Source organism: Chitinophaga parva, from assembly GCF_003071345.1.
Taxonomy (GTDB): Bacteria; Bacteroidota; Bacteroidia; order Chitinophagales; family Chitinophagaceae; genus Chitinophaga; species Chitinophaga parva.
Window position 1 is genome coordinate 2,210,052 of sequence record NZ_QCYK01000001.1, and the last position, 19,771, is coordinate 2,229,822.

The following is a 19,771-nucleotide window of genomic DNA, read 5'->3' on the forward strand; positions in this document are numbered from 1 at the left end:
TGCTTCTCCCGGGCCGCGATAAAATAACCCTGGAAGATTGCGACTCAAATATAAACTAATTTCTTAGTTGAAAAACTATTTTTTTAGTTTTTCAAAAATTGGGGTTGAAACAATTATTTTTGTTTCCCACAGCTAAAAGCCTAAAGATGATAGCAGACCAGCCCATTATACAATTGTCCAATGCCAATATTTACCAGGGCCAGTCCCTGATCCTGTCAGATGTGAACATCGCTGTAAACAAGGGAGAGTTCGTTTATCTGATCGGCAAAACCGGCACTGGCAAGTCCAGCCTGCTGAAAACCCTGTATGGCGACCTGCCTTTCAGGGAGGGTGCCGGCCAGGTGGTGGGTTTTGACCTGAAAAAGATGGACTGGAAGAAAGTGCCTTACCTGCGCCGCAACCTGGGTGTGGTGTTCCAGGATTTCCAGTTGCTCAATGACCGCAATGTGCACGACAACCTGAAGTTTGCCCTCAAGGCCACGGGTTGGGAGAGCAACAAGGAGATGGAAGACAAGATCCATGACGTGCTGGATAAGGTAGGCCTGGGCACCAAGGGTTTTAAGATGCCGTATGAGCTTTCCGGTGGAGAGCAGCAGCGTGTGGATATTGCCCGTGCCATGCTCAACTCCCCGAAGCTGATCCTGGCGGATGAGCCCACCGGTAACCTGGACCCTGAAACCTCCGACGGGATTATGCAGCTGTTGTTCCGCATTTGCCGGGAAGATGATACCGCTATTGTAATGGCCACTCATGACTATATTGTGCTGCAGAAGTTCCCCAGCCGGGTGCTGCGCACGGAGAACGGGCAGGTGATAGACAATGCCGCGGTGAACTTCTCCTGATGATTATGTATATCGTTTATATATAATGTAACAATACAACTGCCTGTATGCCAGTATATGGTGAAAAGGCTTGTGGATGGCGGTTCTGGCCGGTTCTGCCGGTAATTTGTATTGGTTTTTGGTGTTTGGAAATATTATCCTACTTTTGCACGGTAAAATACCGACTTAATAAAATTCATTTATTTCCAAGATGTCTTATTTAACTGTTGAAAAGAAAGCTAATATTTTTAAAGAATTCGGCGGTAGCGAGAAGAACACCGGCTCTATAGAAGCGCAGATCGCTTTGTTGACCGAGCGTATCACCAGCATCTCCGGTCACCTGAAACAAAACAAAAAGGATTTCTCTACTAACCGTGGTCTGATGAAAATGGTAGGTCAGCGCAAGCGTCTGCTCTCTTACCTGTCCAGAACTAACCTGCAAGGCTACCGTGCCCTGATCGAGAAATTAGGTATCAGAAAGTAATCAATACTCGAAGTATAGCGCTATTCCCAACTGTTCCAGGTTGGGAATAGTTTTTTTATGTAGACCATTTTAATTTCCCAAATTTTATGAATCTGACACCTGTTTCCGTTAAATTCGATATAGGAGACGGTCGTATAGTGACTATCGAAACTGGCAAGTTAGCCCGCCAGGCCGATGGAGCTGTGACTGTTCGCTTAGGCAACGCCATCCTGCTGGCTACCGTGGTAGCGGCAAAGGAGCCGAAACCAGGTCAATCCTTCTTCCCCCTCACGGTGGACTACACGGAAAAGTTTGCTTCCGCTGGCCGTATTCCCGGCTCTTTTTTCAAGCGTGAAGGCCGCCTTTCCGACTACGAAGTACTGATTTCCCGTTTGATAGACCGCGCACTGCGCCCGCTTTTCCCCGATGATTATCTCTGCGAAGTACAGGTACTGGTTACCCTCATCTCTTCCGATCCGGAAGTGATGCCGGACGCCCTGGCCTGCCTGGCTGCCTCTGCTGCCCTGGCCGTGTCTGACGTGCCCATCCAGGAGATCATCTCCGAGGTACGCGTGGCCCGCATTGACGGTCAATACGTGATCAACCCTTCCCGCAGCCAGCTGGCTACCGCCGACATGGACTTCATCATTGGTGCTACTGAAAAGAACATCATGATGGTGGAAGGCGAAAGCAAGCAATGCCAGGAAGAAGACCTGATCACCGCGATCGAGGCTGCACACGCCGCTATCCGCATACAGGTAAAAGCCCAGCAGGAGCTTCACGCCCTGATCGGCAGCCCGGCCAAACGCGCTATCGAAGCACCCCACAAGAACGAAGAACTGAAAGCCAAGATCGAGGCTTTTGCAAAGGATAAGATCTACCAGGTAGCAAAATCTGCGCTCAGCAAACATGACCGCAGCGATGCTTTCTCCAAGATCGGTGATGAGCTGAAAACCTTCCTGGGCGAAGAACTGCCGGAAGAAGACCAGCCCCTCGTAAAGGAATACCTGCACGACCTGGAAAAAGAAGTGGTACGCAACATGATCCTGGATGATAACGTTCGTCTGGACGGCCGTTCCCTGGACCAGGTGCGCCCCCTGGCTATGGAGGTGGATTACCTGCCTTCTCCCCACGGTGCAGCCCTCTTCACCCGCGGTGAAACCCAGTCCCTCACCACGGTGACCCTGGGTACAAACGACGACGAGCTGCTGATCGAAAGCGCCGCTACGTCCGCTTATTCCAAATTTATCCTCCACTACAACTTCCCGCCCTTCTCTACCGGCGAAGTGAAGCCCATGCGCGGCCCCGGCCGTCGTGAGGTGGGCCACGGTAACCTGGCAATGCGCTCCCTGAAGCAGATGATGCCCGGTAACGATTACGCCTACACCGTGCGCGTCGTATCTGATATCCTGGAGTCCAACGGTTCATCCTCTATGGCTACCGTGTGCGCAGGTTCCCTGGCATTGATGGACGCAGGCGTTCCCATTCCCAAGCACGTGAGCGGTGTGGCCATGGGCCTCATTGCACGCGCCAGCGATGGTAAATGGGCCGTGTTGACAGACATCCTGGGTGATGAAGACCACCTGGGTGATATGGACTTTAAAGTAACCGGTACCCGCGATGGCATCTGCGGTATCCAGATGGATATCAAAGTAGATGGCCTGAGCATGGACGTAATGCGCGCAGCACTGGCACAGGCTAAGCGCGGCCGCCTGCACATCATTGAACAGATGTATGCCTGCATTAGCGAAGCCCGCCCCGAACCGAAACCGCATGCACCACGCATGGAAAAACTGATCATCGACCGCGAGTTCATTGGTGCGGTGATCGGCCCGGGTGGCAAGATCATCCAGGAGATCCAGCGTACCACCGGTACTACCATCAATATCGAAGAAGTGGGCGAAACCGGCGAAGTAAGCGTGTTCTCTGCCCAGGCAGAAGGACTGCAGAAAGCGATGGCCTGGATCAAGGGCATCGTAGCTGTACCGGAAGTAGGCGAAACCTACGAAGCTACCGTGAAATCGATCATGCCTTACGGCGCCTTCGTAGAGTTCATGCCAGGCAAACAAGGCCTGCTGCATATCTCCGAAGTGAGCTGGAAACGCCTGGATGACCTGGAAGGCGTACTGAATGAAGGGGACGTGATCAAGGTAAAACTGGTAGGCACCGATCCCAAGACCGGCAAGTTCAAACTGAGCCGCAAGGTGTTGCTGCCCAAGCCGGAAGGTTATGTAGAGCGCGAAGAGCGTGAAGACCGGGGTGACCGCGGTGGACGTGGTGACCGTCGCGATGACCGTGGCCGTGGTCGTGACGACCGTGGTGGCCGTCGTGATGACCGGGGTGGACGTGATGACCGTGGTTTCCGTGACCGTGGCGATCGTGGTCCGCGTGAAGACCGTGGCCCCCGCGAAGATCGTTTCAACCGCCCGTCTGACACTACACAGGACAGTGGTCCGGTGTTTGACAGCCCGAGCTTTGATGAATAGGAGATTTAAGCGTATTTGAGTATAATGAAAAAGCCCGCTGGTGTTATGCCAGCGGGCTTTTTGTTTTAAATGACATCAGCTTGGGGAATAAAAAGCCCCGCCGGCAACACCAGCGAGGCCTTCGGGTGAAACAAAATAGTTACTTCCTCGTAGTATTGATCACCGGTTCTGTATAAATATCCTGCTCTCTCAGGATCTCCTTCCCGTCCTGGAACTTATAGATGCGGTAATTCTTACCATTAATGTCGTGGTCTGCAAACAGGTAACGGGTCACCGGTGCCTTCACATATTTTTCACTCATGTGCACCTTGCCCTGCTGGAGCAATTGCGGCAGGATCTCATCCAGGTAAGGTTGCAGCAGGCCGGGGCCTTCCGCCCAGAAATACACGAAATTATTCACGTCAAATGACAGGGGCTGGCCGGCAGCTGCGTTCCAGTAAGCCAGGGCCTGTTCATAATGGCGCTGCACATCCTGCTCGGTCAGGTGGGCAAACTGCACGTTCTGATACACTTTCGGGCTGTATTTGTGTTGTTTCAGGGTGGTATCCAGCGATTTCAAATAGAGGTCGAGCTCGGCGCGGTCTACTACCAGCACGCCATTCTCCCGCTTATAAACAATGGAATCCTGGAATTGGAAAGGCTGGACTTTGATGATGTTAGGCTTTTCCTCGTCCTGCTGGGCAAACAGTGCCGGCGCAAGGAACAGGAGCGGCAACAGGGCAATCAGGGATTTTTTCATAGGATATGCATTAAAATTTCAACAAATATATTAAATTTGAATTATGTTTGCATTAAACCGGTATGAAGGCCCTGCTAAGTCTTTATGACGCCGTATCCTATACTTGTTTTTGAGCGATCTTTGAGAAAAACCTGCCGCACTGATGGAAGCCGTTAACAATCAAAACGGTATATTTGCCGGTATGACTTACATGGCAATTACCATTTCGCAATCTGCTGAGCTGGCGGAAATACTGATCGCCCGGCTGGTGGATATAGGCTATGAAGGATTTGAAGAAAGGGACCAGGAGTTAATAGCCTTTATTCCGCATGCAGATTACGATGCCAATGCCTTGCAGGAAGTACTGCAGGAGTATGGGCTGGTATACCTGGCAGAAGGGGTGGCCGATACCAATTGGAACGCCCTCTGGGAAAGTAATTTCCAACCCGTGCAAGTGGATGATTTTTGTGGCATCCGCGCAGATTTTCACCCGTCTTTTGCTACCCTGCCCCAGCATGAGATCGTGATCACGCCAAAAATGTCTTTTGGCACCGGCCATCACGCCACCACCTTTTCCATGATCCGCCTGATGCGGGATCTTCCTTTGGAAAACAAACAGGTGTTTGACTTTGGTACCGGTACGGGCATCCTGGCTATCCTGGCGGAAAAGCTGGGCGCAGCCCGGGTAGACGCGATCGATATTGACGAATGGGCGGTGAACAATACACGGGAGAACATCGCGGCAAACGATTGCCATCGCATAAAAGTGTGGCAATCAGACTCCCTGGATGGAATAAATGACACGTACGAGGTATTGCTGGCAAACATTAATCGTAATATTTTACTGGCATTCATGGGAGCAATGCGCAAAATGCTACAACCAGGCGGCGCCCTCCTGCTTAGCGGTATACTAACGACAGACGCACCTGCAATACTGGAATCTGCCACAGCACACGGATTTAAACAACAAAAACAAGTAGAAAAGGATAACTGGCTGGCCATACAGCTCATAGCGGATTAAAGCATAAATATGAAAAAACTATACTATGAAAACCGTTGATTGACCATTTTTTGGAGCACTATTAGACTACATTTTGGCAAAATTTTAACACTTTTTTCCTTAACTTCGTTTTCCTAACTTATCGTGATGACTGAATTTCTGCTTTTGATCTGTGCCTATTTAATTGGCTCTATCCCTACTGCTGTGTGGGTGAGTAAGGGCGTTTTCGGGATGGATATTCGTGAATATGGCAGCGGCAACGCTGGCGCCACCAATACCTTCCGTGTCCTTGGTCCCAAAGCCGGCAGCTTTGTGATGCTGATAGACATGCTCAAAGGAGTTTTGGCCGTTAGACTTTCCTATCTCCTGAATTTTTACGACAATCCTGACCACCTTACTGCACTGGTTAATTTCCAGATAGGCCTTGGCCTGGTAGCGGTGGTAGGCCACATCTTTCCTATCTGGGCAGGCTTCCGTGGCGGTAAAGGCATTGCCACCCTCTTTGGCCTCGTACTGGCCATCCAGCCTGCAGTAGCCCTGAGCTGCGTGGGTGTATTCATCCTGATCCTTTTCCTTACCCGCTATGTTTCGCTGAGCTCCATCATTGCCAGCATTGCATTCCCGGTGCTGATCCTCTATATTTTCAACGAGCGTGAACAGTTCTACCGTGTATTTGCCATCGCCGTGGCGCTCATGGTGGTGCTCACGCATCAAAAGAACATCGTACGCCTGTTTAACGGTAACGAAAACAAAGTACCGCTGTTCCGCAACCGCAGCGTGTTCCGCAGAAATCACGAAGAATAGTTTTTGAAACATATTGTTTGAGAGCCACCCAGGAACGGGTGGCTTTCTTATTTTATATTTCCGGCAAATGGTGGTTCCGGGCATGAAACGGAATGATTTTGGTAATGAAAGCCTGGGAGGGCATGTTTTACATTACCTGAAAACTTCCTGCTCCCGGCCGTTGGAAATTCATTTTCTTTGCATAGCATTTACACAATTCACATACTGTACTGATATGAAAAAGTTTTACATGTTGCTGGCCGGCGTAGCCGTGCTGGCTGCCGGATGTACCAGGGTGCCCATCACAGGTCGTCAGCACCTGGCACTGATCCCTGAAGGTACCATGAACTCTATGGCTTTGCAGGAATACCAAAGCTTCCTGTCAGAGAACAAGACGGTAAGTTCCGCTACCAGTGGCGATGCACAGATGGTGCAGCGTGTGGGCCAGCGCCTGGCCAATGCCGTTACCCAATACATGACCAGCCAGGGATTGCAAAACCAGATCGCTAATTACAAATGGGAGTTTAACCTGGTGAGCAGTAAGGAAGTGAATGCCTGGTGCATGCCGGGTGGTAAAGTAGTGGTGTATACCGGCCTGCTGCCCATTACCCAGAATGAAACGGCGCTGGCCTGCGTACTGGGGCACGAGATCTCGCACGCTATTGCCCAACATGGTAATGAGCGCATGAGCAACGGTCTTATTGCACAGGGCATTGAAATTGCCGGATCAGTAGCGTTGAACAAGAACCCCACAGCGCAAAATCTCTTTATGCAGTCTTTCGGTGTGGCCAGCCCCCTGGGCCAATTGGCTTTCTCCCGCCAGGATGAACTGGAAGCGGATCACCTTGGCATCATCTTCATGGCCATGGCCGGCTACGATCCGCAACAGGCGCTACCGTTCTGGCAACGCATGGCTGCGCAGAATACCACTAAGCCCAATGAGCTGACCAGCACACACCCCAGCGATGAAAGACGCATTGCCGAGCTGCAAAAGGAAATGCCGGAAGCGCTGCGTTATTATAAAAAATAACAGCACATCTTATATACAAGAAAGCCCGCAAACCAATGGTCTGCGGGCTTTTCTATTTATCGGAACTTTTTATAGTTACCGGCAGGCAACCATTTAACTGGCTGCTTTTTCCGGCAGCACATCTACCACTTTCCGTGTCTTTTGTATTTTCATTTTCTCCGGCACCTGGGAAAGGATCTCCTTTTTGAAAGCATCTATCAATGCCTGCTTGATGAAATAGCGGTGTGTTACCAAACTGATCTCGCGCACGGGCTCCGGTGATTTGAAGTAACGTACCATGCCCAGTTGGCGTTGGGAAAGGTCCTGCAGGGAAAGCTCCGGTAAGATGGTGAAGCCATCATTGAGGTCTACCATGCGTTTAAGGGTTTCCACGCTGCCGGTGTTGTACTCCAGGTTTTTATAGTCGCCCATGGTGAATTTATCCTTGCAGATGTTCAGCACCTGGTTGCGCATGCAGTGGCCTTCATTGAGCAGCCACACTTCCTTTACATCCAGGTCTTCCGGCTTGATCACCTTTTTTTCAAACAGTTTGTTAGACTTGGCGGTGTACACCACAAAGCTTTCGTAAAACAGGGGATGCTCTTCAATGTGCTGGTTGTGCAGGGGAGTGGCCAGCACGCCACAGTCCAGCAGTTCCTGTTTCAGGTGTTGTATGATTTGTTCGGTAGGATATTCCCAGATCTCCAGCTTCACTTTCGGGTATTTCTTCATGAAAGTAGTGAGGATGCGGGGAAGGAGGTAAGGTGCCAGGGTAGGGATGATGCCTACACGCAGGTTGCCCTGGATCTCTTTTTTCTGGTCAGAAATGATCTCGCGGATGCGGGCATTTTCCTTGATGATCACGCGGCCCTGCGCAATCACGGCGCTGCCAATCTCCGTGGGTACTACGGGCAGTTTGCTACGGTCAAATATCTTGATGCCCAGTTCATCTTCCAGCTTCTGTATCTGCATACTCAGCGTGGGCTGCGTCACAAAACATTTTTCAGCGGCTACGACAAAGCTACGGTAAGTGTCCACTGCCACGATATATTCCAGTTGTACGGTTGTCATAAGCCCAAAAATTAACCCTGCAAAGGTATTGATAAAATCTATCAATAGTCGCTTTCTTATAAATATATTCCCGATCCGATCAATGCCCGGAAAATGTTGGCAAATGAGGGTATGCTGCATCAAATCCGGGCTTTTTGCCGTTACTTTACGCCTACCTAATCCCCTGCAACTATGGACGCAGATCTGGCTAAAAAGCTGTTATTTAAAGAGGCGGATGCGCCGTATTTTGTCGTTAATTTGCCGGCTTCCCTGCAGGCTGCCTTCAAAGGAAAAGGCCTGCATACGGCATTTCCAGCCAAAGAGCAGGCGCCCTTCCTGCTCCTGTTTGTGGAGGATGTGGCCAGCCTGGAGGCAATTGCATCCAAAGCAGTGAAGGCCATGGCGCCCGATGGAAAACTTTGGGTGTCCTATCCCAAAATATCTTCCGGTATTAAAACAGACATCACCCGCGATAAAGGCTGGGAACCCATGACGGGTAAAGGCTGGCAACGGGTGTCCCTTATTTCACTGGACGATACCTGGTCGGCCTTCCGCCTGAAGCCTATGACGGCGGAGGATGCGCAAGCCCGGCGCAAAGGTAGCCCTGAAGTGCCGGGCGTGGACATGGTGAACCGCACCATCACCCCGCCTGCGGACCTGGTAGCCCTTTTCAAAAAATGGCCGGAGGCTAAAAAGAAATTTGACACCCTTTCCTTTTCCGGCCGGAGGGAATACCTGATCTGGATAGAGACGGCCAAACAGGCTGCCACGCGGGAACGCAGGCTGCAGGGTACTATTGAAAAGTTGTTAGCCAGTTAGCCGGATAGTTGTTGCCAGGCATAAAAAAAACGCAGCGGGTTGCTGCGTTTTTTTATTGAAATAATTTGAAGTCAGTTCAGTACTACATCACCCTGTAGCGGTACTTGATCTTATCCGTGTTGATGTACAGTTCCTTGATGTTGATAGATGCCTGGATCTCGTTTACAGCTTCTGTCTTCAGGTCGCGGAACTCTGCCTGCTTGGTGTCAATGGTGGACTTGTCTGCCAGGCCATTATCCAGCGCCAGTTTCAGGGAGTTGTTCACCTTGGAGTAGTAAGAATCCAGCAGGGTGAAATACTCGTTGTACAGGTTTTCAAAGCGCTTGCTCTGCAGCACCAGGTCTTCCATCTGGTTGTTCACTTCCTTCAGGTTCGGGTTTTCGCGGAGCAGCTTTTCATAGTCGATCTTCTTGCCGGTAGTGTATTTGTCTTCCAGCTGGGAGAAGAAGTCTATCACCTTGTCTTTCTTGAAATCAAAGAAGAAGGTGTTCATGGTTTCGCCCAGGGACTTGTTGCCTCTTTCCGGCAGCTTGAATTTCAATACGCTGGCGGTGAACATCAGGTGGTCGTAGAGGTTGTCCTGCAGGAGGTTCAGCTGGTCCTTGTTGAAGTTCAGGCCATACTCAAACTTCTGGTTGGCGTCATTGAGGGCGGTGTAATAGATCACGTATTTGTTCAGCTCCTTTTCAAAGCTGGCCAGTGCCTCTTTGGTGATGGCTTTATTGCTTACACTCACGCTGTGCAGGAAGTTCATGATGGAATTGGCGATGGCCAGGGGAGGGGTCAGTGATACGAAGCTCTGGAAAATAGGGCTGCTGATAATGGACTTGGTGGATTCCATGATCTTGCCGTCCCGGTCGTTCTTGTCTGCCTTGCCTTTGAGGATCACCTTTTCCACCAGGTCACTGATACGGTCGCTGTAAGAGAAGCCGAGGGCTTTACTTTCAGGGTTGTTCAGGGAGGTGATGAAGATGTCCAGGTTGTTGGTAGTGGTACGGGATTTCAGGTCCAGTATCTTCTTGTTCATCAGGTAGTACGTTTCGCTGGCATTGATGATATTGTTCTTTATCAGCTCGTACTTGGTGATGTTGTCGATCTCGCGGCCCTGGAGGAGGCTTTGGATTACGTTGGAATTCTGCCGGTCATTGTCCTGCACCTGCTGGATCTGGTCCATCAGTTTCTTGATCGTGGTGTCCTGTCCCGGCTTGTTTACCAGGGTTTTGGGCACGTCCGGGTCTTGGGCATAGGTGGAGGATACAGCCGCCGCCATAAGCAGGGCCAGGATAAAAAGGCTTTTAAAGCGCATGGTCCGCAGTTTTTTAGCAAAGATACCCTTAAATGGCACTTGTTGGGCATGGTCCAACAGGGTCGTTTGTAGGTTTGTTTGCATGATGTGTCAGCTTTTTTTGAACACGGTGTTAAAGAAAATATAATGCCAAACTATAGGACAGCAAATATAACAATGTATTTGAGGAATGTGTAATATACATAACTAATAGTTCTTAAGTATCAGCAGGCCCTGCATGTTGTCTAAACATTATATTCTCATTAATGACATATAAGTATGGGGGCAATGCCTTACATTGTCCTGAAATTTTCGCCACATCAATGCTTAATGACAAGAAGATTATTGTCGTGCTCCCGGCCTACAACGCAGCACTGACCCTTGAAAAGACCTATCATGAAATTCCCTTCGACATCGTGGACGAGGTGGTGCTGGTAGACGATGCCAGCAAAGACGAGACGGTGGAGGTGGGCCGCAGGCTCGGCATCCGCCATATCATCCGTCATGACAATAACAAGGGCTATGGCGGCAACCAGAAGTCCTGCTACAACAAGGCCCTGGAACTGGGCGCAGACATCGTGATCATGGTACACCCGGACTACCAGTACACCCCCCTGCTTATCCAGCCCATGTGCTCCATCATTGCCAATGGCGTGTACCCCGTGGTGTTAGGCTCCCGCATCCTGGGCAGGGGCGCCCTGAGAGGGGGCATGCCCTATTACAAATATGTATTCAATCGCTGCCTGACCCTCTTCCAGAACATCCTCCTTGGCCAGAAGCTCAGTGAGTACCACACCGGCTACCGCGCATTCAGCGCAGATGTGCTCCGGAATATCGATTTTAACGCCAATAATGACGACTTCGTTTTCGATAACGAAATGCTGTCGCAGATCTTCATGAAAAACTACGAGATCGCGGAGATCACCTGCCCTACCAAGTACTTTGAAGAGGCCTCCAGCATCAATTTCAGGCGCAGCAGCATTTATGGCCTGGGCGTATTGCGGGTATCGCTCCAGCACCGGTTGCACAAGTGGGGGTGGGTAAAGAACAAAATCTATGCGTAGATTGCGGCCTGATTACCGATGTCCATGAATAGAAAAGACCAGTGGCAATTTGCTAAAAAATATATCCGTTACCGCTTTGGCGCAGGCAACCGGCATGATGTGCATTCCCCCTTTGTGTATGCCATTGCAGACCAGTTGCTTCGCGATCACAGGCCCCGCCCGGCTTTTAAGCAGGTGGAAGCCCTGCGCAAACGCCTGCTGGCCAGTACCGCCACGGTGAATGTGACGGACCTGGGGGCTGGCTCCCTCGTATCCGGCGGCACGGTGCGCCGCATCAGTGACATTACAAAGTATGCGGCCAAGCCGCCCAAGTATGGCCAGTTCTTTTACCGGGCCGCGGAATATTTCAAGCCCGCGTACCTGCTGGAACTGGGCACCTCCATGGGCCTGAGCACCGCTTACATGGCCAGCGCCAACCCGCAGGCCTCCGTGACCACGATTGAGGGCTGCCCTAACATCGCAAAACAGGCTGGTGAGAACTTTGCCTCCCTGGGCTTACAGAATATCCGCCAGGTGACGGGCAATTTTGACCATGTGCTGCCGGAAGTGCTGGCGTCCATTCCTTCCCTGGACTGGGTGTTTATAGACGGCAACCATCGTGCAGCACCCACCATCGCTTATTTTGAAGCCTGCCTGCCCAGGGTGCATAACGACACCCTCCTTATCTTCGATGATATTCACTGGACAGAAGATATGGAGCAGGCCTGGGAACATATCAAGGACCACCCGGCCGTGACAGTGACAATTGACCTGTTTTTTATAGGGCTGGTGTTTTTTAAGAACGATGTGAAAGTGAAGCAACATTATACCTTGAAGTATTAACGCTTCCTGTATCAAAACGAAAAGGGAAGATCGCCTGCATGCGGTCTTCCCTTTTCGTTTATAGATCACCGTTATTTGCTTACCCGGCAATTACCGCAATGCTTTCTTTCGCGGCAGCAATCGTTTTATCAAGGTCTTCCTGCGTAAGTGCATTACACAGGAACCAGCTTTCAAATGCAGAGGGCGGCAGGTAAACGCCGCGTTCCAGCATGGCATGGAAGAAGCGTTTGAAGAGCTCATTGTTAGCCCCTGCGGCGGCGGAGAAGTCGATGATGGGATATTCCGCAAAATGCACGCTCATCATGGAGCCCAGCTGGTTTACCTGGTGCACGATGCCCGCTTCGGTAAATACTTTTTTCAGGCCATCCACCAGGTAAGTGGCTTTCTGTTCCAGCTCTTCGTAAATGCCTGGATTGTTGTCCAGCGTGGAGAGCATGGTGTAACCTGCAATCATGGCGATGGGATTGCCGCTCAGGGTACCGGCCTGGTATACTTTGCCCACTGGCGCTACCCATTCCATGATCTCCCTGCGGCCGGCAAAGGCACCCACGGGCATGCCGCCGCCGATGATCTTACCAAAGGTCACCAGGTCTGCCTTGATGTTCAGCCGCTCCTGTGCACCACCGCGGGCCAGGCGGAAGCCGGTCATTACTTCATCGAGGATGAGGAGGATGCCGTGTTCATCGCAAAGTGCCCGCAGGCCTTCCAGGAAGCCCGCCTGTGGCAGGATGCAGCCCATGTTGCCGGCTACCGGCTCTACGATGATGGCCGCAATGCTGTCTGGATGATCTGCAATGAGTTGCTGCACTGCGGGCAGGTTGTTGTAAGGCGCCGTGAGGGTATCGTTGGCTACGGCCTGTGTTACCCCGGGGATGGATTGAATATCGAGGGTAGCCACACCGCTGCCGGCGCTTACCAGGAAGCTGTCTGCATGGCCATGATAGTTGCCTTCAAACTTAATGAACTTATTACGGCCGGTGAAGCCGCGGGCCACGCGCAGGGCGCTCATACACGCCTCGGTGCCGGAATTTACCATGCGCACCATGTCAATATTGGGCACCATGCTGATGATCAGCTCCGCCATCTTGATCTCCAGTTCCGTGGGGGCGCCAAAGGAAGTGGAGTAAGCGGCGTACTCCTGGATGGCCTTGAGCACGGGCTCATAAGCATGGCCCAGGATCATAGGGCCCCAGGAGTTGATGTAGTCGATATACGCGTTGCCGTCTGCATCGTACATGTAGGCTCCTTTGGCAGATTTCATGAATATGGGACTGCCGCCTACGCTCTTGAAAGCGCGCACCGGTGAGTTTACGCCGCCCGGTATCACCTGGCGGGCCCTGTCGAAAAGTATCTGGCTGTTGGTAAACATAGATAGATTGTTGGTGGTGGTATGCAATTTAACCATTGATCAATTTAGCGGCGTCTTTCGCAAAATAGGTAGCAATGAGGTCCGCGCCGGCGCGTTTCATGCTGGTCAGGCTTTCCATCACGGCCTTTTCTTCATTGAGCCAGCCACGTTCTGCGGCGGCCTTGATCATGGCATATTCACCGCTTACATGATAGGCACTAACGGGAACGGTTACACGATCTTTGATGATACGCATAATGTCCAGGTAGGCCATGGCCGGTTTCACCATTACAATATCGGCTCCTTCTTCAATGTCCATCAGGGTTTCCCTGATGGCTTCCTTGCTGTTGGCGTAGTCCATCTGGTAGGTCTTCTTGTCGCCAAAACCGGGCGCGGAGTCCAGCGCATCGCGGAAGGGACCGTAGAAGCAGGAGGCATACTTGGCGCTGTAGGCCATGATGCCGGTATTTACAAAGTTATGTGCTTCCAGCATCTGGCGGATAGCGAGGATGCGGCCGTCCATCATATCACTGGGTGCCACAAAATCCGCACCGGCCTGGGCATGGCTAAGGCTCATGCGGGTGAGCACTTCCACGGTGGCATCGTTGACAATGATCTCGCCTTCTACAATACCGTCGTGACCGTAGCTGGAGTAGGGGTCCAGCGCCACGTCTGTCATTACCACCATTTCCGGCAGTGCGTTCTTGATGGCGCGGATGCTGCGTTGCATGAGGCCATCAGGGTTCACGGCTTCGGTGCCTTTGTTATCTTTCAGTTCGTCAGCGCATTTGATAAAGAGCAGCACACTTTTAATACCCAGGCTCCACAATACTTTCACTTCTTTAATAGTGCCATCAATGGAGCGGCGGTAGTAGCCGGGCATGGATGGGATAGCTTCTTCTACATTGCTGCCCTCTACGATGAACAAGGGTGCAATAAAATCGGATGGTTTCAAAATATTTTCCGCCACCATACTGCGGATGGCCGGTGATGTTCTGAGGATCCTGTTACGTCTGATCATAATACTCGTCTATTTTGCACGGGCGGCTTTCGCTGTCCGCTGTGAAAAATCTAAATTACCGGGCCCAGTCCCTTGGCTTCAAATACTCCAGCAGCTGGGCTTCCGGGCTATCCGGCTCCGGGTGGTAGTCGTACTCCCAGCGGGCCACGGGGGGCAGGCTCATTAAAATGGATTCAATGCGCCCGTTGGTCTTCAGTCCAAACAGGGTGCCGCGGTCGTGGATAAGATTGAACTCCACATAACGGCCACGCCGGTACGCCTGCCAGTTGCGGTGTGCGTCTGTGTAAGCCTTGTCCTTGTTGCGGCGCACAATGGGCAGGTACGATTCCAGGAAGGCTTCGCCGTTGGCTTTGGAAAATGCAAGCCGGGTGGGGGCATCTACTGTTGCATCCGGGCGCAGGTAGTCAAAGAAAATGCCGCCTATGCCGCGGGCTTCATTGCCCCGGTGCTTGTTGATGAAATATTCATCGCACACCTGCTTGTATTTCGGGTAAAGGTCTTTCCCAAAAGGATCGCAGGCATTTTTATAGGCCTGGTGAAAATGGATGCCATCACTTTCTTCCAGGTAGTAAGGCGTAAGGTCTGCCCCGCCGCCAAACCAGCTGTCTTTCAGGTCACCGCTGGCGTCATACAATTCAAAATAGCGGAAGTTAGCATGTACAGTGGGTACAAACGGGTTTACCGGGTGCATGACCAGTGAAATGCCGGCTGCCAGGAAATTAGAGTCCGTTACGCCAAACTGCTGTGCCATGGCTTCCGGCAGGGCGCCATGCACCACGGAGGTACTCACGCCGCCTTTTTCAAACACGGCACCATCTGCTATCACGCGCGTTTTGCCCCCGCCGCCACCAGGCCGCTGCCAGGCATCTTCCCGGAAGGCAGCCCGCCCGTCAATCTCCTCAAATGCAGCGCAGATGCGGTCTTGCAGGGAATGTATGAAGTCTGTGAATTGTTCTTTAATAGCCATGTTATAAATTCTGTACAACGTACGGTGTATCAGGTACAATGCACATTGTGTTCACGGTGATCATATACCGGGATATTCGCTCCCGCGCACCCTGTATAATTTAATGCTGGTACCCCTTCACTGTTTCGATAAACGCCCTTGCGTGGTCTACCGGTACGTTAGGGAGGATGCCGTGGCCCAGGTTCGCGATGTGGCGGTGGGGGCCAAAGTCTTTGAGCATTTGTTTGGTCATGCGTTCAATTTCCGGGATGGGCGCCAGCAGTGCGGCGGGATCAAAGTTACCCTGCAGCGTTACATCAGCGCCGGCAAACTGGCGGGCCAGGTGCGGTTTGATAGACCAGTCTATACCCAGGCCGGACGCCCCGGTGGCGGCCATTTCCTCCAGTGCAAACCAGGCACCTTTGGCAAATACGATCACGGGCGCCATATCTTTCAGCGCAGCCACGATCTGGCGGATGTATTGTAAAGAGAAAGTTTCAAATGCTTCAGGGCTGAGCAGGCCACCCCAGGAATCAAAGATCTGTACGGTGTCTGCACCGGCCTTGATCTGCTCGCGCAGGTAAGCGATGGTGGTGTCTGTAACCATTTGCAACAGGGCATGGGCTACTTCCGGTTGCTGGTAGCAGAAACTTTTTGCCTCATCGAAGGTTTTGGAGCCTTTGCCCTGCACCATATAGCAAAGAATGGTGAAGGGTGCGCCGGCAAAGCCGATCAGGGGCACACGGCCATTCAGTGTTTGTTTGATCATCTTCAACGCTTCAAACACGTAGCTGAGGCGGTCGTTCACATCTGGCACCTGTATGCGCTGCAGGTCTTCTTTTGTTTTGATGGGATGAGGCAGGAGCGGGCCTGTTTTTTCGATCAGCTGCACTTCCAGTCCCATGGCCTGGGGCACCACCAGGATATCGGAGAAGAGGATGGCGGCATCTACCCCCACCTGGTCTACCGGCATCACCGTGATTTCCGTGGCCAGCTCAGGGGTCTGGCAGCGTTCAAAGAAAGAGTATTTATCGCGCAGTTTGATGTAGTCCGGCAGGAAACGGCCGGCCTGGCGCATCATCCATACCGGTGTGCGACTGGTTTTTTCTCCCCGTAATGCTTTTAACAAAAGATCGTTCTGTAAGGCGCTCATGCTTTGCTGTTGTATAAATGTTCTAAATGGTCAATAGCCGTTTGCAGCAGGGTAGCGGCAGCCGGGCTATCGGCCGTGATGATGTTATTGTGAGTGGATGCCTGCAAAGCTGCGCCGGTAGTGCTTCCTATAGCAAAGCAAATGGTGGTGGCAGGCAATGCATTGACCGCAAAAAAACTTTTCACTGCCGTGGGGCTGAAGAAAAGTACGGCATCATAGGTTTCACGGATGCGGTGCGGCGTGGCTGTATTGTGATACACGACTTTTTCAAATACGTGAATGTTGTGCTGTTGTAACTGTTGCGGGATCGTATCCCTGCGCATATCCCCGCAGCAAAAATATACTTCCTGCAGGCCGGGCTCCTGTACCAGCAAAGCAGCCAGGGCGGCGGCATCCGGGGCTGTGCGTGCCAGGTGCATGCCTTCCGGCAATGCAGCCTTGGTAGCGCCCTGCAGGCTGGCCACCCGCCAGTGGGGGCGTTGTAAACCCGTACTGGCAAAGGATCTGGAGGCATTGGCACTGGTAAATACCACCCAGGCATCTTCCGGGATGCTTGCCATCAATTCATGCACCGCTGCGGCAGGTAAGAAAGTGATGTCAATAAAGTCCTGCATATCCAGCACTACGTGGTCGCGGGCCGCCAGGGCGGCCACTCCTTCAGAAAGTACTTTGGTGCTTAATATACGGAACGGTTTACTGGGCATTGCGCGACAGGTTTACGATGTCCCGCGCCCCTTGTGCCAGCAGCTCATCGGCGGCGGTCTTACCCAGGTCGTAAGCATCTGCCACGGGGGCGTTGAGGGCTACAGTGAGGGTTTGGGTGCCATCGGGGCTGCATACTTCCCCGTTGAAGTGAATGATATTATTCGTGGTTACATATGCGTAAGCGCTGATCGGTGTGGTACAGCCGCCCATGAGCGCGCGCAGGAAATCCCTTTCAATGTGGGTGCAAAGCCGTGTGGGGGCATGGTTCAGCGTACTGCAGGCATGGCGGGAGGCCTTGTCGTCCTCGCGGCACACGGCCACTACCGCGCCTTGTGCGGGGGCGGGCAGCATCCAGTCCAGTTCAATGGAATTTGCCGGGCGCAGGCCAATGCGTTCCAGACCGGCGGCGGCAAAGATGGCCCCGTTCCAGTTCTCATCCGCCAGTTTCTGCAGGCGGGTGTTGACGTTGCCACGCAGGTTGTGTAGTTGGTGTTGCGGGAAGCGGCGCAGCCACTGGGCTTTTCGGCGGGTACTGCTCGTGGCAATGTTTGCCACAAAATCAGCCTGCTGCATCCAGCGCACGTCATCTTTATAGACCAGGATATCTTTTACAGGACCGCGTTCCAGGACGGCGCCGGTCACAATGTTCTTAGGCATTTGGGTGGGCACATCCTTGAGGGAGTGTACCGCTATGTCAATGCGGCCACTGAGCAGGGCCACATCCAGTGTTTTCGTGAAAATACCCGTTACGCCGATCTCGTACAGGGGTGTCACCAGGTCAATATCGCCTTCGCTTTTAATGGGTACCAGCACGGTTTCATGACCGGCGGCGTTCAGTAAATCCTGCACCCGGTGCGCCTGCCATAGTGCCAACTGGCTTTCGCGGGTTCCTATCCGAATTGGTTGTTGCATGTATTATTCCTGGTTCACGCCGGCTTCAAAAATATCGTTGATCAACGCGATGTACTGGTCACTCTTCTCTGTATCCCGGCGCACTTTGCCTGCCATCAGGTTGATCATTTTCTGGATAATGCGGGAAGAAACCTCTTCTATATCCTCCAGTTGAAAACCAGCGCTGTTTTTTTGTTGTTGTATTTCTTTGCTATGAATTTCTGTGAGCTTGTCTTTCACGGCTTTCAGTACCACGGCATGTTTGCGCATGCGGTACCAGTAGAGGAATTCCTGCATGTGCTCATCAATCATGGAGATGGCCTTGGGCACTTCGTGCTGGCGCATCTGCAGGGTTTCGTCCTGTACTTTGGAAAGCTCGTCCACGTTCACCAGTTCCACATGATCCAGGTCCCGCACTTTTTCTTCCACGTTGAAGGGGATAGACAGGTCTATCACGAACTTGGGGGAGGTATTTTCAAAGTGGCGGGCCAGTACGGTAGGCTGCGGTGAGTTAGTGGCCACCAGCACTACATCCGCTGCCTGCAGCACGGGGTCCAGTTCCTCAATGGGCGCATGTTGCAGCCCGTGGGCGCTGGCAAATTCTTCGGCGGCAGCGGCGGTACGGTTCACCAGGGTAATGTTGGAAGTACCGAGATAGTCCACCATATTCTTGGCGGTGTTGCGGCCTATCTTGCCTACACCCAGCAGTACGATCTTCTTATCTTTTATACCGGGCACCCGGTTTTCCAGCAGGCGCACGGCGGCAAAGGCCACGGATACGGTGCCGGAGCTGAGGGATGTTTCGTTCTTAATGAGTTTGGATACCTGCACCACACTGTTCACAAGGCGCTCCAGGAAACCGCCAAGACTTTGATGTTGTTTGGCGAACTTGGCGGCGTTGCGGATCTGGCCCACGATCTCATAATCACCCAGGATCTGCGAATCCAGCCCGGTGCCTACCTGGTAAAGGTGGCGGATGGCGTCTTCGCCGCTCTTGGAGTAAGCGATCTGTTTGAACTGTTCCAGGTCGCCGTTGGTTTCTTTGCAAAGCAATGCCATAAAATCATGGGCATGATCGGCAAAGCCGTAGACTTCTGTTCTGTTGCAAGTGGAAAGTACGAAGAGGTCGTTCAGCTGCGCACTTTTGCCGTGGGACAACAGTTGTTCATACTGCGAGGGATTGATCGCGAATAAACCACGGATAGCCGCATCTGTTTTCTTGTAATTGATCCCAACGACGTAAAAATTGGCTATATCTCTTGAATGGCTGACCTGCATTGTCTTAACTTGAATAAAGCTTCCGGATGCAAATGTACTTGCACGCAACGCAATGCCAACGGGGAGGCTGTCACTTGTATGTCATTTCTACCCCTGTAAATCAAGTACG

19 protein-coding genes are annotated in these 19,771 nt (G+C 52.1%); 9 read left to right on the plus strand and 10 right to left on the minus strand.

Translation table 11 applies throughout. The features are described 5' to 3' along the window. The first annotated feature begins 146 nt into the window (after positions 1 to 146). The 3 genes from DCC81_RS09235 (at position 147) to pnp (ending at position 3,770) form a co-directional block, all read left to right on the plus strand. Positions 147 to 842 (plus strand): cell division ATP-binding protein FtsE, encoded by a 696-nt coding sequence (locus tag DCC81_RS09235; RefSeq protein ID WP_108686244.1) that lies wholly within the window; start codon positions 147 to 149, stop codon positions 840 to 842. A 190-nt stretch (positions 843 to 1,032) separates the two neighbouring features. Further along, positions 1,033 to 1,305, plus strand: a complete 273-nt coding sequence (gene rpsO, locus DCC81_RS09240) for a 30S ribosomal protein S15 (RefSeq protein WP_108686245.1) — start codon at positions 1,033 to 1,035, stop codon at positions 1,303 to 1,305. Between the two features lie 86 nt (positions 1,306 to 1,391). Further along, positions 1,392 to 3,770 (plus strand): polyribonucleotide nucleotidyltransferase, encoded by a 2,379-nt coding sequence (pnp, locus tag DCC81_RS09245; protein ID WP_108686246.1) that lies wholly within the window; start codon positions 1,392 to 1,394, stop codon positions 3,768 to 3,770. Between the two features lie 139 nt (positions 3,771 to 3,909). Here the strand turns inward: pnp and DCC81_RS09250 are convergent, their stop codons facing one another. Then, complete coding sequence (locus DCC81_RS09250) at positions 3,910 to 4,509, minus strand: hypothetical protein (protein ID WP_108686247.1); 600 nt, start codon at positions 4,507 to 4,509, stop codon at positions 3,910 to 3,912. Between the two features lie 181 nt (positions 4,510 to 4,690). Here DCC81_RS09250 and prmA point away from each other — a divergent pair, with 181 nt between their 5' ends. The 3 genes from prmA (at position 4,691) to DCC81_RS09265 (ending at position 7,301) form a co-directional block, all read left to right on the plus strand. After that, on the plus strand, positions 4,691 to 5,509 hold the full coding sequence (gene prmA, locus DCC81_RS09255; protein ID WP_165806510.1) for a 50S ribosomal protein L11 methyltransferase: 819 nt from the start codon (positions 4,691 to 4,693) through the stop codon (positions 5,507 to 5,509). Positions 5,510 to 5,635: 126 nt separating this feature from the next. After that, positions 5,636 to 6,292 carry a glycerol-3-phosphate 1-O-acyltransferase PlsY gene (gene plsY / locus DCC81_RS09260; protein WP_205686277.1) on the plus strand — a complete coding sequence of 219 codons (657 nt, stop codon included), beginning with the start codon at positions 5,636 to 5,638 and terminating at the stop codon, positions 6,290 to 6,292. A 214-nt stretch (positions 6,293 to 6,506) separates the two neighbouring features. Continuing rightward, entirely contained in the window at positions 6,507 to 7,301 is a 795-nt protein-coding gene (locus DCC81_RS09265) for a M48 family metallopeptidase (RefSeq protein WP_108686250.1), read from the plus strand. 93 nt (positions 7,302 to 7,394) lie between these two features. Here the strand turns inward: DCC81_RS09265 and DCC81_RS09270 are convergent, their stop codons facing one another. Further along, complete coding sequence (locus DCC81_RS09270) at positions 7,395 to 8,351, minus strand: hydrogen peroxide-inducible genes activator (protein ID WP_108686251.1); 957 nt, start codon at positions 8,349 to 8,351, stop codon at positions 7,395 to 7,397. 171 nt (positions 8,352 to 8,522) lie between these two features. Here DCC81_RS09270 and DCC81_RS09275 point away from each other — a divergent pair, with 171 nt between their 5' ends. Then, the gene (locus DCC81_RS09275) at positions 8,523 to 9,149 is read left to right on the plus strand and encodes a YdeI/OmpD-associated family protein (RefSeq protein WP_108686252.1); all 627 of its coding nucleotides are present in this window, start codon (positions 8,523 to 8,525) and stop codon (positions 9,147 to 9,149) included. An 82-nt stretch (positions 9,150 to 9,231) separates the two neighbouring features. Here DCC81_RS09275 and DCC81_RS09280 read toward each other — a convergent pair whose 3' ends face one another. Next, positions 9,232 to 10,455, minus strand: a complete 1,224-nt coding sequence (locus DCC81_RS09280) for a hypothetical protein (RefSeq protein ID WP_165806511.1) — start codon at positions 10,453 to 10,455, stop codon at positions 9,232 to 9,234. A gap of 302 nt (positions 10,456 to 10,757) precedes the next feature. Between DCC81_RS09280 and DCC81_RS09285 the strand changes: the two genes are divergently transcribed. Both DCC81_RS09285 and DCC81_RS09290 read left to right on the plus strand, forming a co-directional pair. Then, a complete protein-coding gene (locus DCC81_RS09285; protein ID WP_108686254.1) occupies positions 10,758 to 11,498 on the plus strand; it encodes a glycosyltransferase family 2 protein in 741 nt (246 codons plus the stop codon). 24 nt (positions 11,499 to 11,522) lie between these two features. Next, positions 11,523 to 12,320, plus strand: a complete 798-nt coding sequence (locus tag DCC81_RS09290; RefSeq protein ID WP_108686533.1) for an O-methyltransferase — start codon at positions 11,523 to 11,525, stop codon at positions 12,318 to 12,320. 79 nt (positions 12,321 to 12,399) lie between these two features. Here the strand turns inward: DCC81_RS09290 and hemL are convergent, their stop codons facing one another. From hemL to hemA, 7 genes are all read right to left on the minus strand, one after another. After that, entirely contained in the window at positions 12,400 to 13,725 is a 1,326-nt protein-coding gene (hemL, locus tag DCC81_RS09295; protein WP_165806512.1) for a glutamate-1-semialdehyde 2,1-aminomutase, read from the minus strand. Then, positions 13,718 to 14,689 (minus strand): porphobilinogen synthase, encoded by a 972-nt coding sequence (hemB, locus tag DCC81_RS09300; RefSeq protein ID WP_108686255.1) that lies wholly within the window; start codon positions 14,687 to 14,689, stop codon positions 13,718 to 13,720. The genes hemL and hemB overlap by 8 nt, the downstream gene beginning before the upstream one ends. 55 nt (positions 14,690 to 14,744) lie before the next feature. After that, on the minus strand, positions 14,745 to 15,656 hold the full coding sequence (hemF, locus tag DCC81_RS09305) for an oxygen-dependent coproporphyrinogen oxidase (protein ID WP_108686256.1): 912 nt from the start codon (positions 15,654 to 15,656) through the stop codon (positions 14,745 to 14,747). A gap of 100 nt (positions 15,657 to 15,756) precedes the next feature. Further along, positions 15,757 to 16,788 (minus strand): uroporphyrinogen decarboxylase, encoded by a 1,032-nt coding sequence (gene hemE, locus DCC81_RS09310; RefSeq protein ID WP_108686257.1) that lies wholly within the window; start codon positions 16,786 to 16,788, stop codon positions 15,757 to 15,759. Next, complete coding sequence (locus tag DCC81_RS09315; protein ID WP_108686258.1) at positions 16,785 to 17,492, minus strand: uroporphyrinogen-III synthase; 708 nt, start codon at positions 17,490 to 17,492, stop codon at positions 16,785 to 16,787. The genes hemE and DCC81_RS09315 overlap by 4 nt, the downstream gene beginning before the upstream one ends. Further along, entirely contained in the window at positions 17,482 to 18,405 is a 924-nt protein-coding gene (gene hemC / locus DCC81_RS09320; protein WP_108686259.1) for a hydroxymethylbilane synthase, read from the minus strand. Before hemC ends, DCC81_RS09315 begins: the two co-directional genes overlap by 11 nt. Before the next feature lie 3 nt (positions 18,406 to 18,408). Further along, positions 18,409 to 19,662: a glutamyl-tRNA reductase gene (hemA, locus tag DCC81_RS09325; RefSeq protein ID WP_108686260.1), complete on the minus strand. Its 1,254-nt coding sequence runs from the start codon at positions 19,660 to 19,662 to the stop codon at positions 18,409 to 18,411. Between the last annotated feature and the right edge of the window lie 109 nt (positions 19,663 to 19,771).

Bases quoted from the DNA above. Each gene is read 5' to 3' on its own strand.
- DCC81_RS09250 (WP_108686247.1), bottom strand. From the start codon at position 4,509: ATGAAAAAATCCCTGATTGCCCTGTTGCCGCTCCTGTTCCTTGCGCCG.
- hemL (WP_165806512.1), bottom strand. From the start codon at position 13,725: ATGGTTAAATTGCATACCACCACCAACAATCTATCTATGTTTACCAAC.
- plsY (WP_205686277.1), top strand. From the start codon at position 5,636: ATGACTGAATTTCTGCTTTTGATCTGTGCCTATTTAATTGGCTCTATC.
- hemF (WP_108686256.1), bottom strand. From the start codon at position 15,656: ATGGCTATTAAAGAACAATTCACAGACTTCATACATTCCCTGCAAGAC.
- hemA (WP_108686260.1), bottom strand. From the start codon at position 19,662: ATGCAGGTCAGCCATTCAAGAGATATAGCCAATTTTTACGTCGTTGGG.
- hemE (WP_108686257.1), bottom strand. From the start codon at position 16,788: ATGAGCGCCTTACAGAACGATCTTTTGTTAAAAGCATTACGGGGAGAA.
- pnp (WP_108686246.1), top strand. From the start codon at position 1,392: ATGAATCTGACACCTGTTTCCGTTAAATTCGATATAGGAGACGGTCGT.
- prmA (WP_165806510.1), top strand. From the start codon at position 4,691: ATGACTTACATGGCAATTACCATTTCGCAATCTGCTGAGCTGGCGGAA.
- hemC (WP_108686259.1), bottom strand. From the start codon at position 18,405: ATGCAACAACCAATTCGGATAGGAACCCGCGAAAGCCAGTTGGCACTA.
- DCC81_RS09265 (WP_108686250.1), top strand. From the start codon at position 6,507: ATGAAAAAGTTTTACATGTTGCTGGCCGGCGTAGCCGTGCTGGCTGCC.
- DCC81_RS09275 (WP_108686252.1), top strand. From the start codon at position 8,523: ATGGACGCAGATCTGGCTAAAAAGCTGTTATTTAAAGAGGCGGATGCG.
- DCC81_RS09290 (WP_108686533.1), top strand. From the start codon at position 11,523: ATGAATAGAAAAGACCAGTGGCAATTTGCTAAAAAATATATCCGTTAC.
- DCC81_RS09315 (WP_108686258.1), bottom strand. From the start codon at position 17,492: ATGCCCAGTAAACCGTTCCGTATATTAAGCACCAAAGTACTTTCTGAA.
- DCC81_RS09235 (WP_108686244.1), top strand. From the start codon at position 147: ATGATAGCAGACCAGCCCATTATACAATTGTCCAATGCCAATATTTAC.
- DCC81_RS09270 (WP_108686251.1), bottom strand. From the start codon at position 8,351: ATGACAACCGTACAACTGGAATATATCGTGGCAGTGGACACTTACCGT.
- DCC81_RS09285 (WP_108686254.1), top strand. From the start codon at position 10,758: ATGCTTAATGACAAGAAGATTATTGTCGTGCTCCCGGCCTACAACGCA.
- hemB (WP_108686255.1), bottom strand. From the start codon at position 14,689: ATGATCAGACGTAACAGGATCCTCAGAACATCACCGGCCATCCGCAGT.
- rpsO (WP_108686245.1), top strand. From the start codon at position 1,033: ATGTCTTATTTAACTGTTGAAAAGAAAGCTAATATTTTTAAAGAATTC.
- DCC81_RS09280 (WP_165806511.1), bottom strand. From the start codon at position 10,455: ATGCGCTTTAAAAGCCTTTTTATCCTGGCCCTGCTTATGGCGGCGGCT.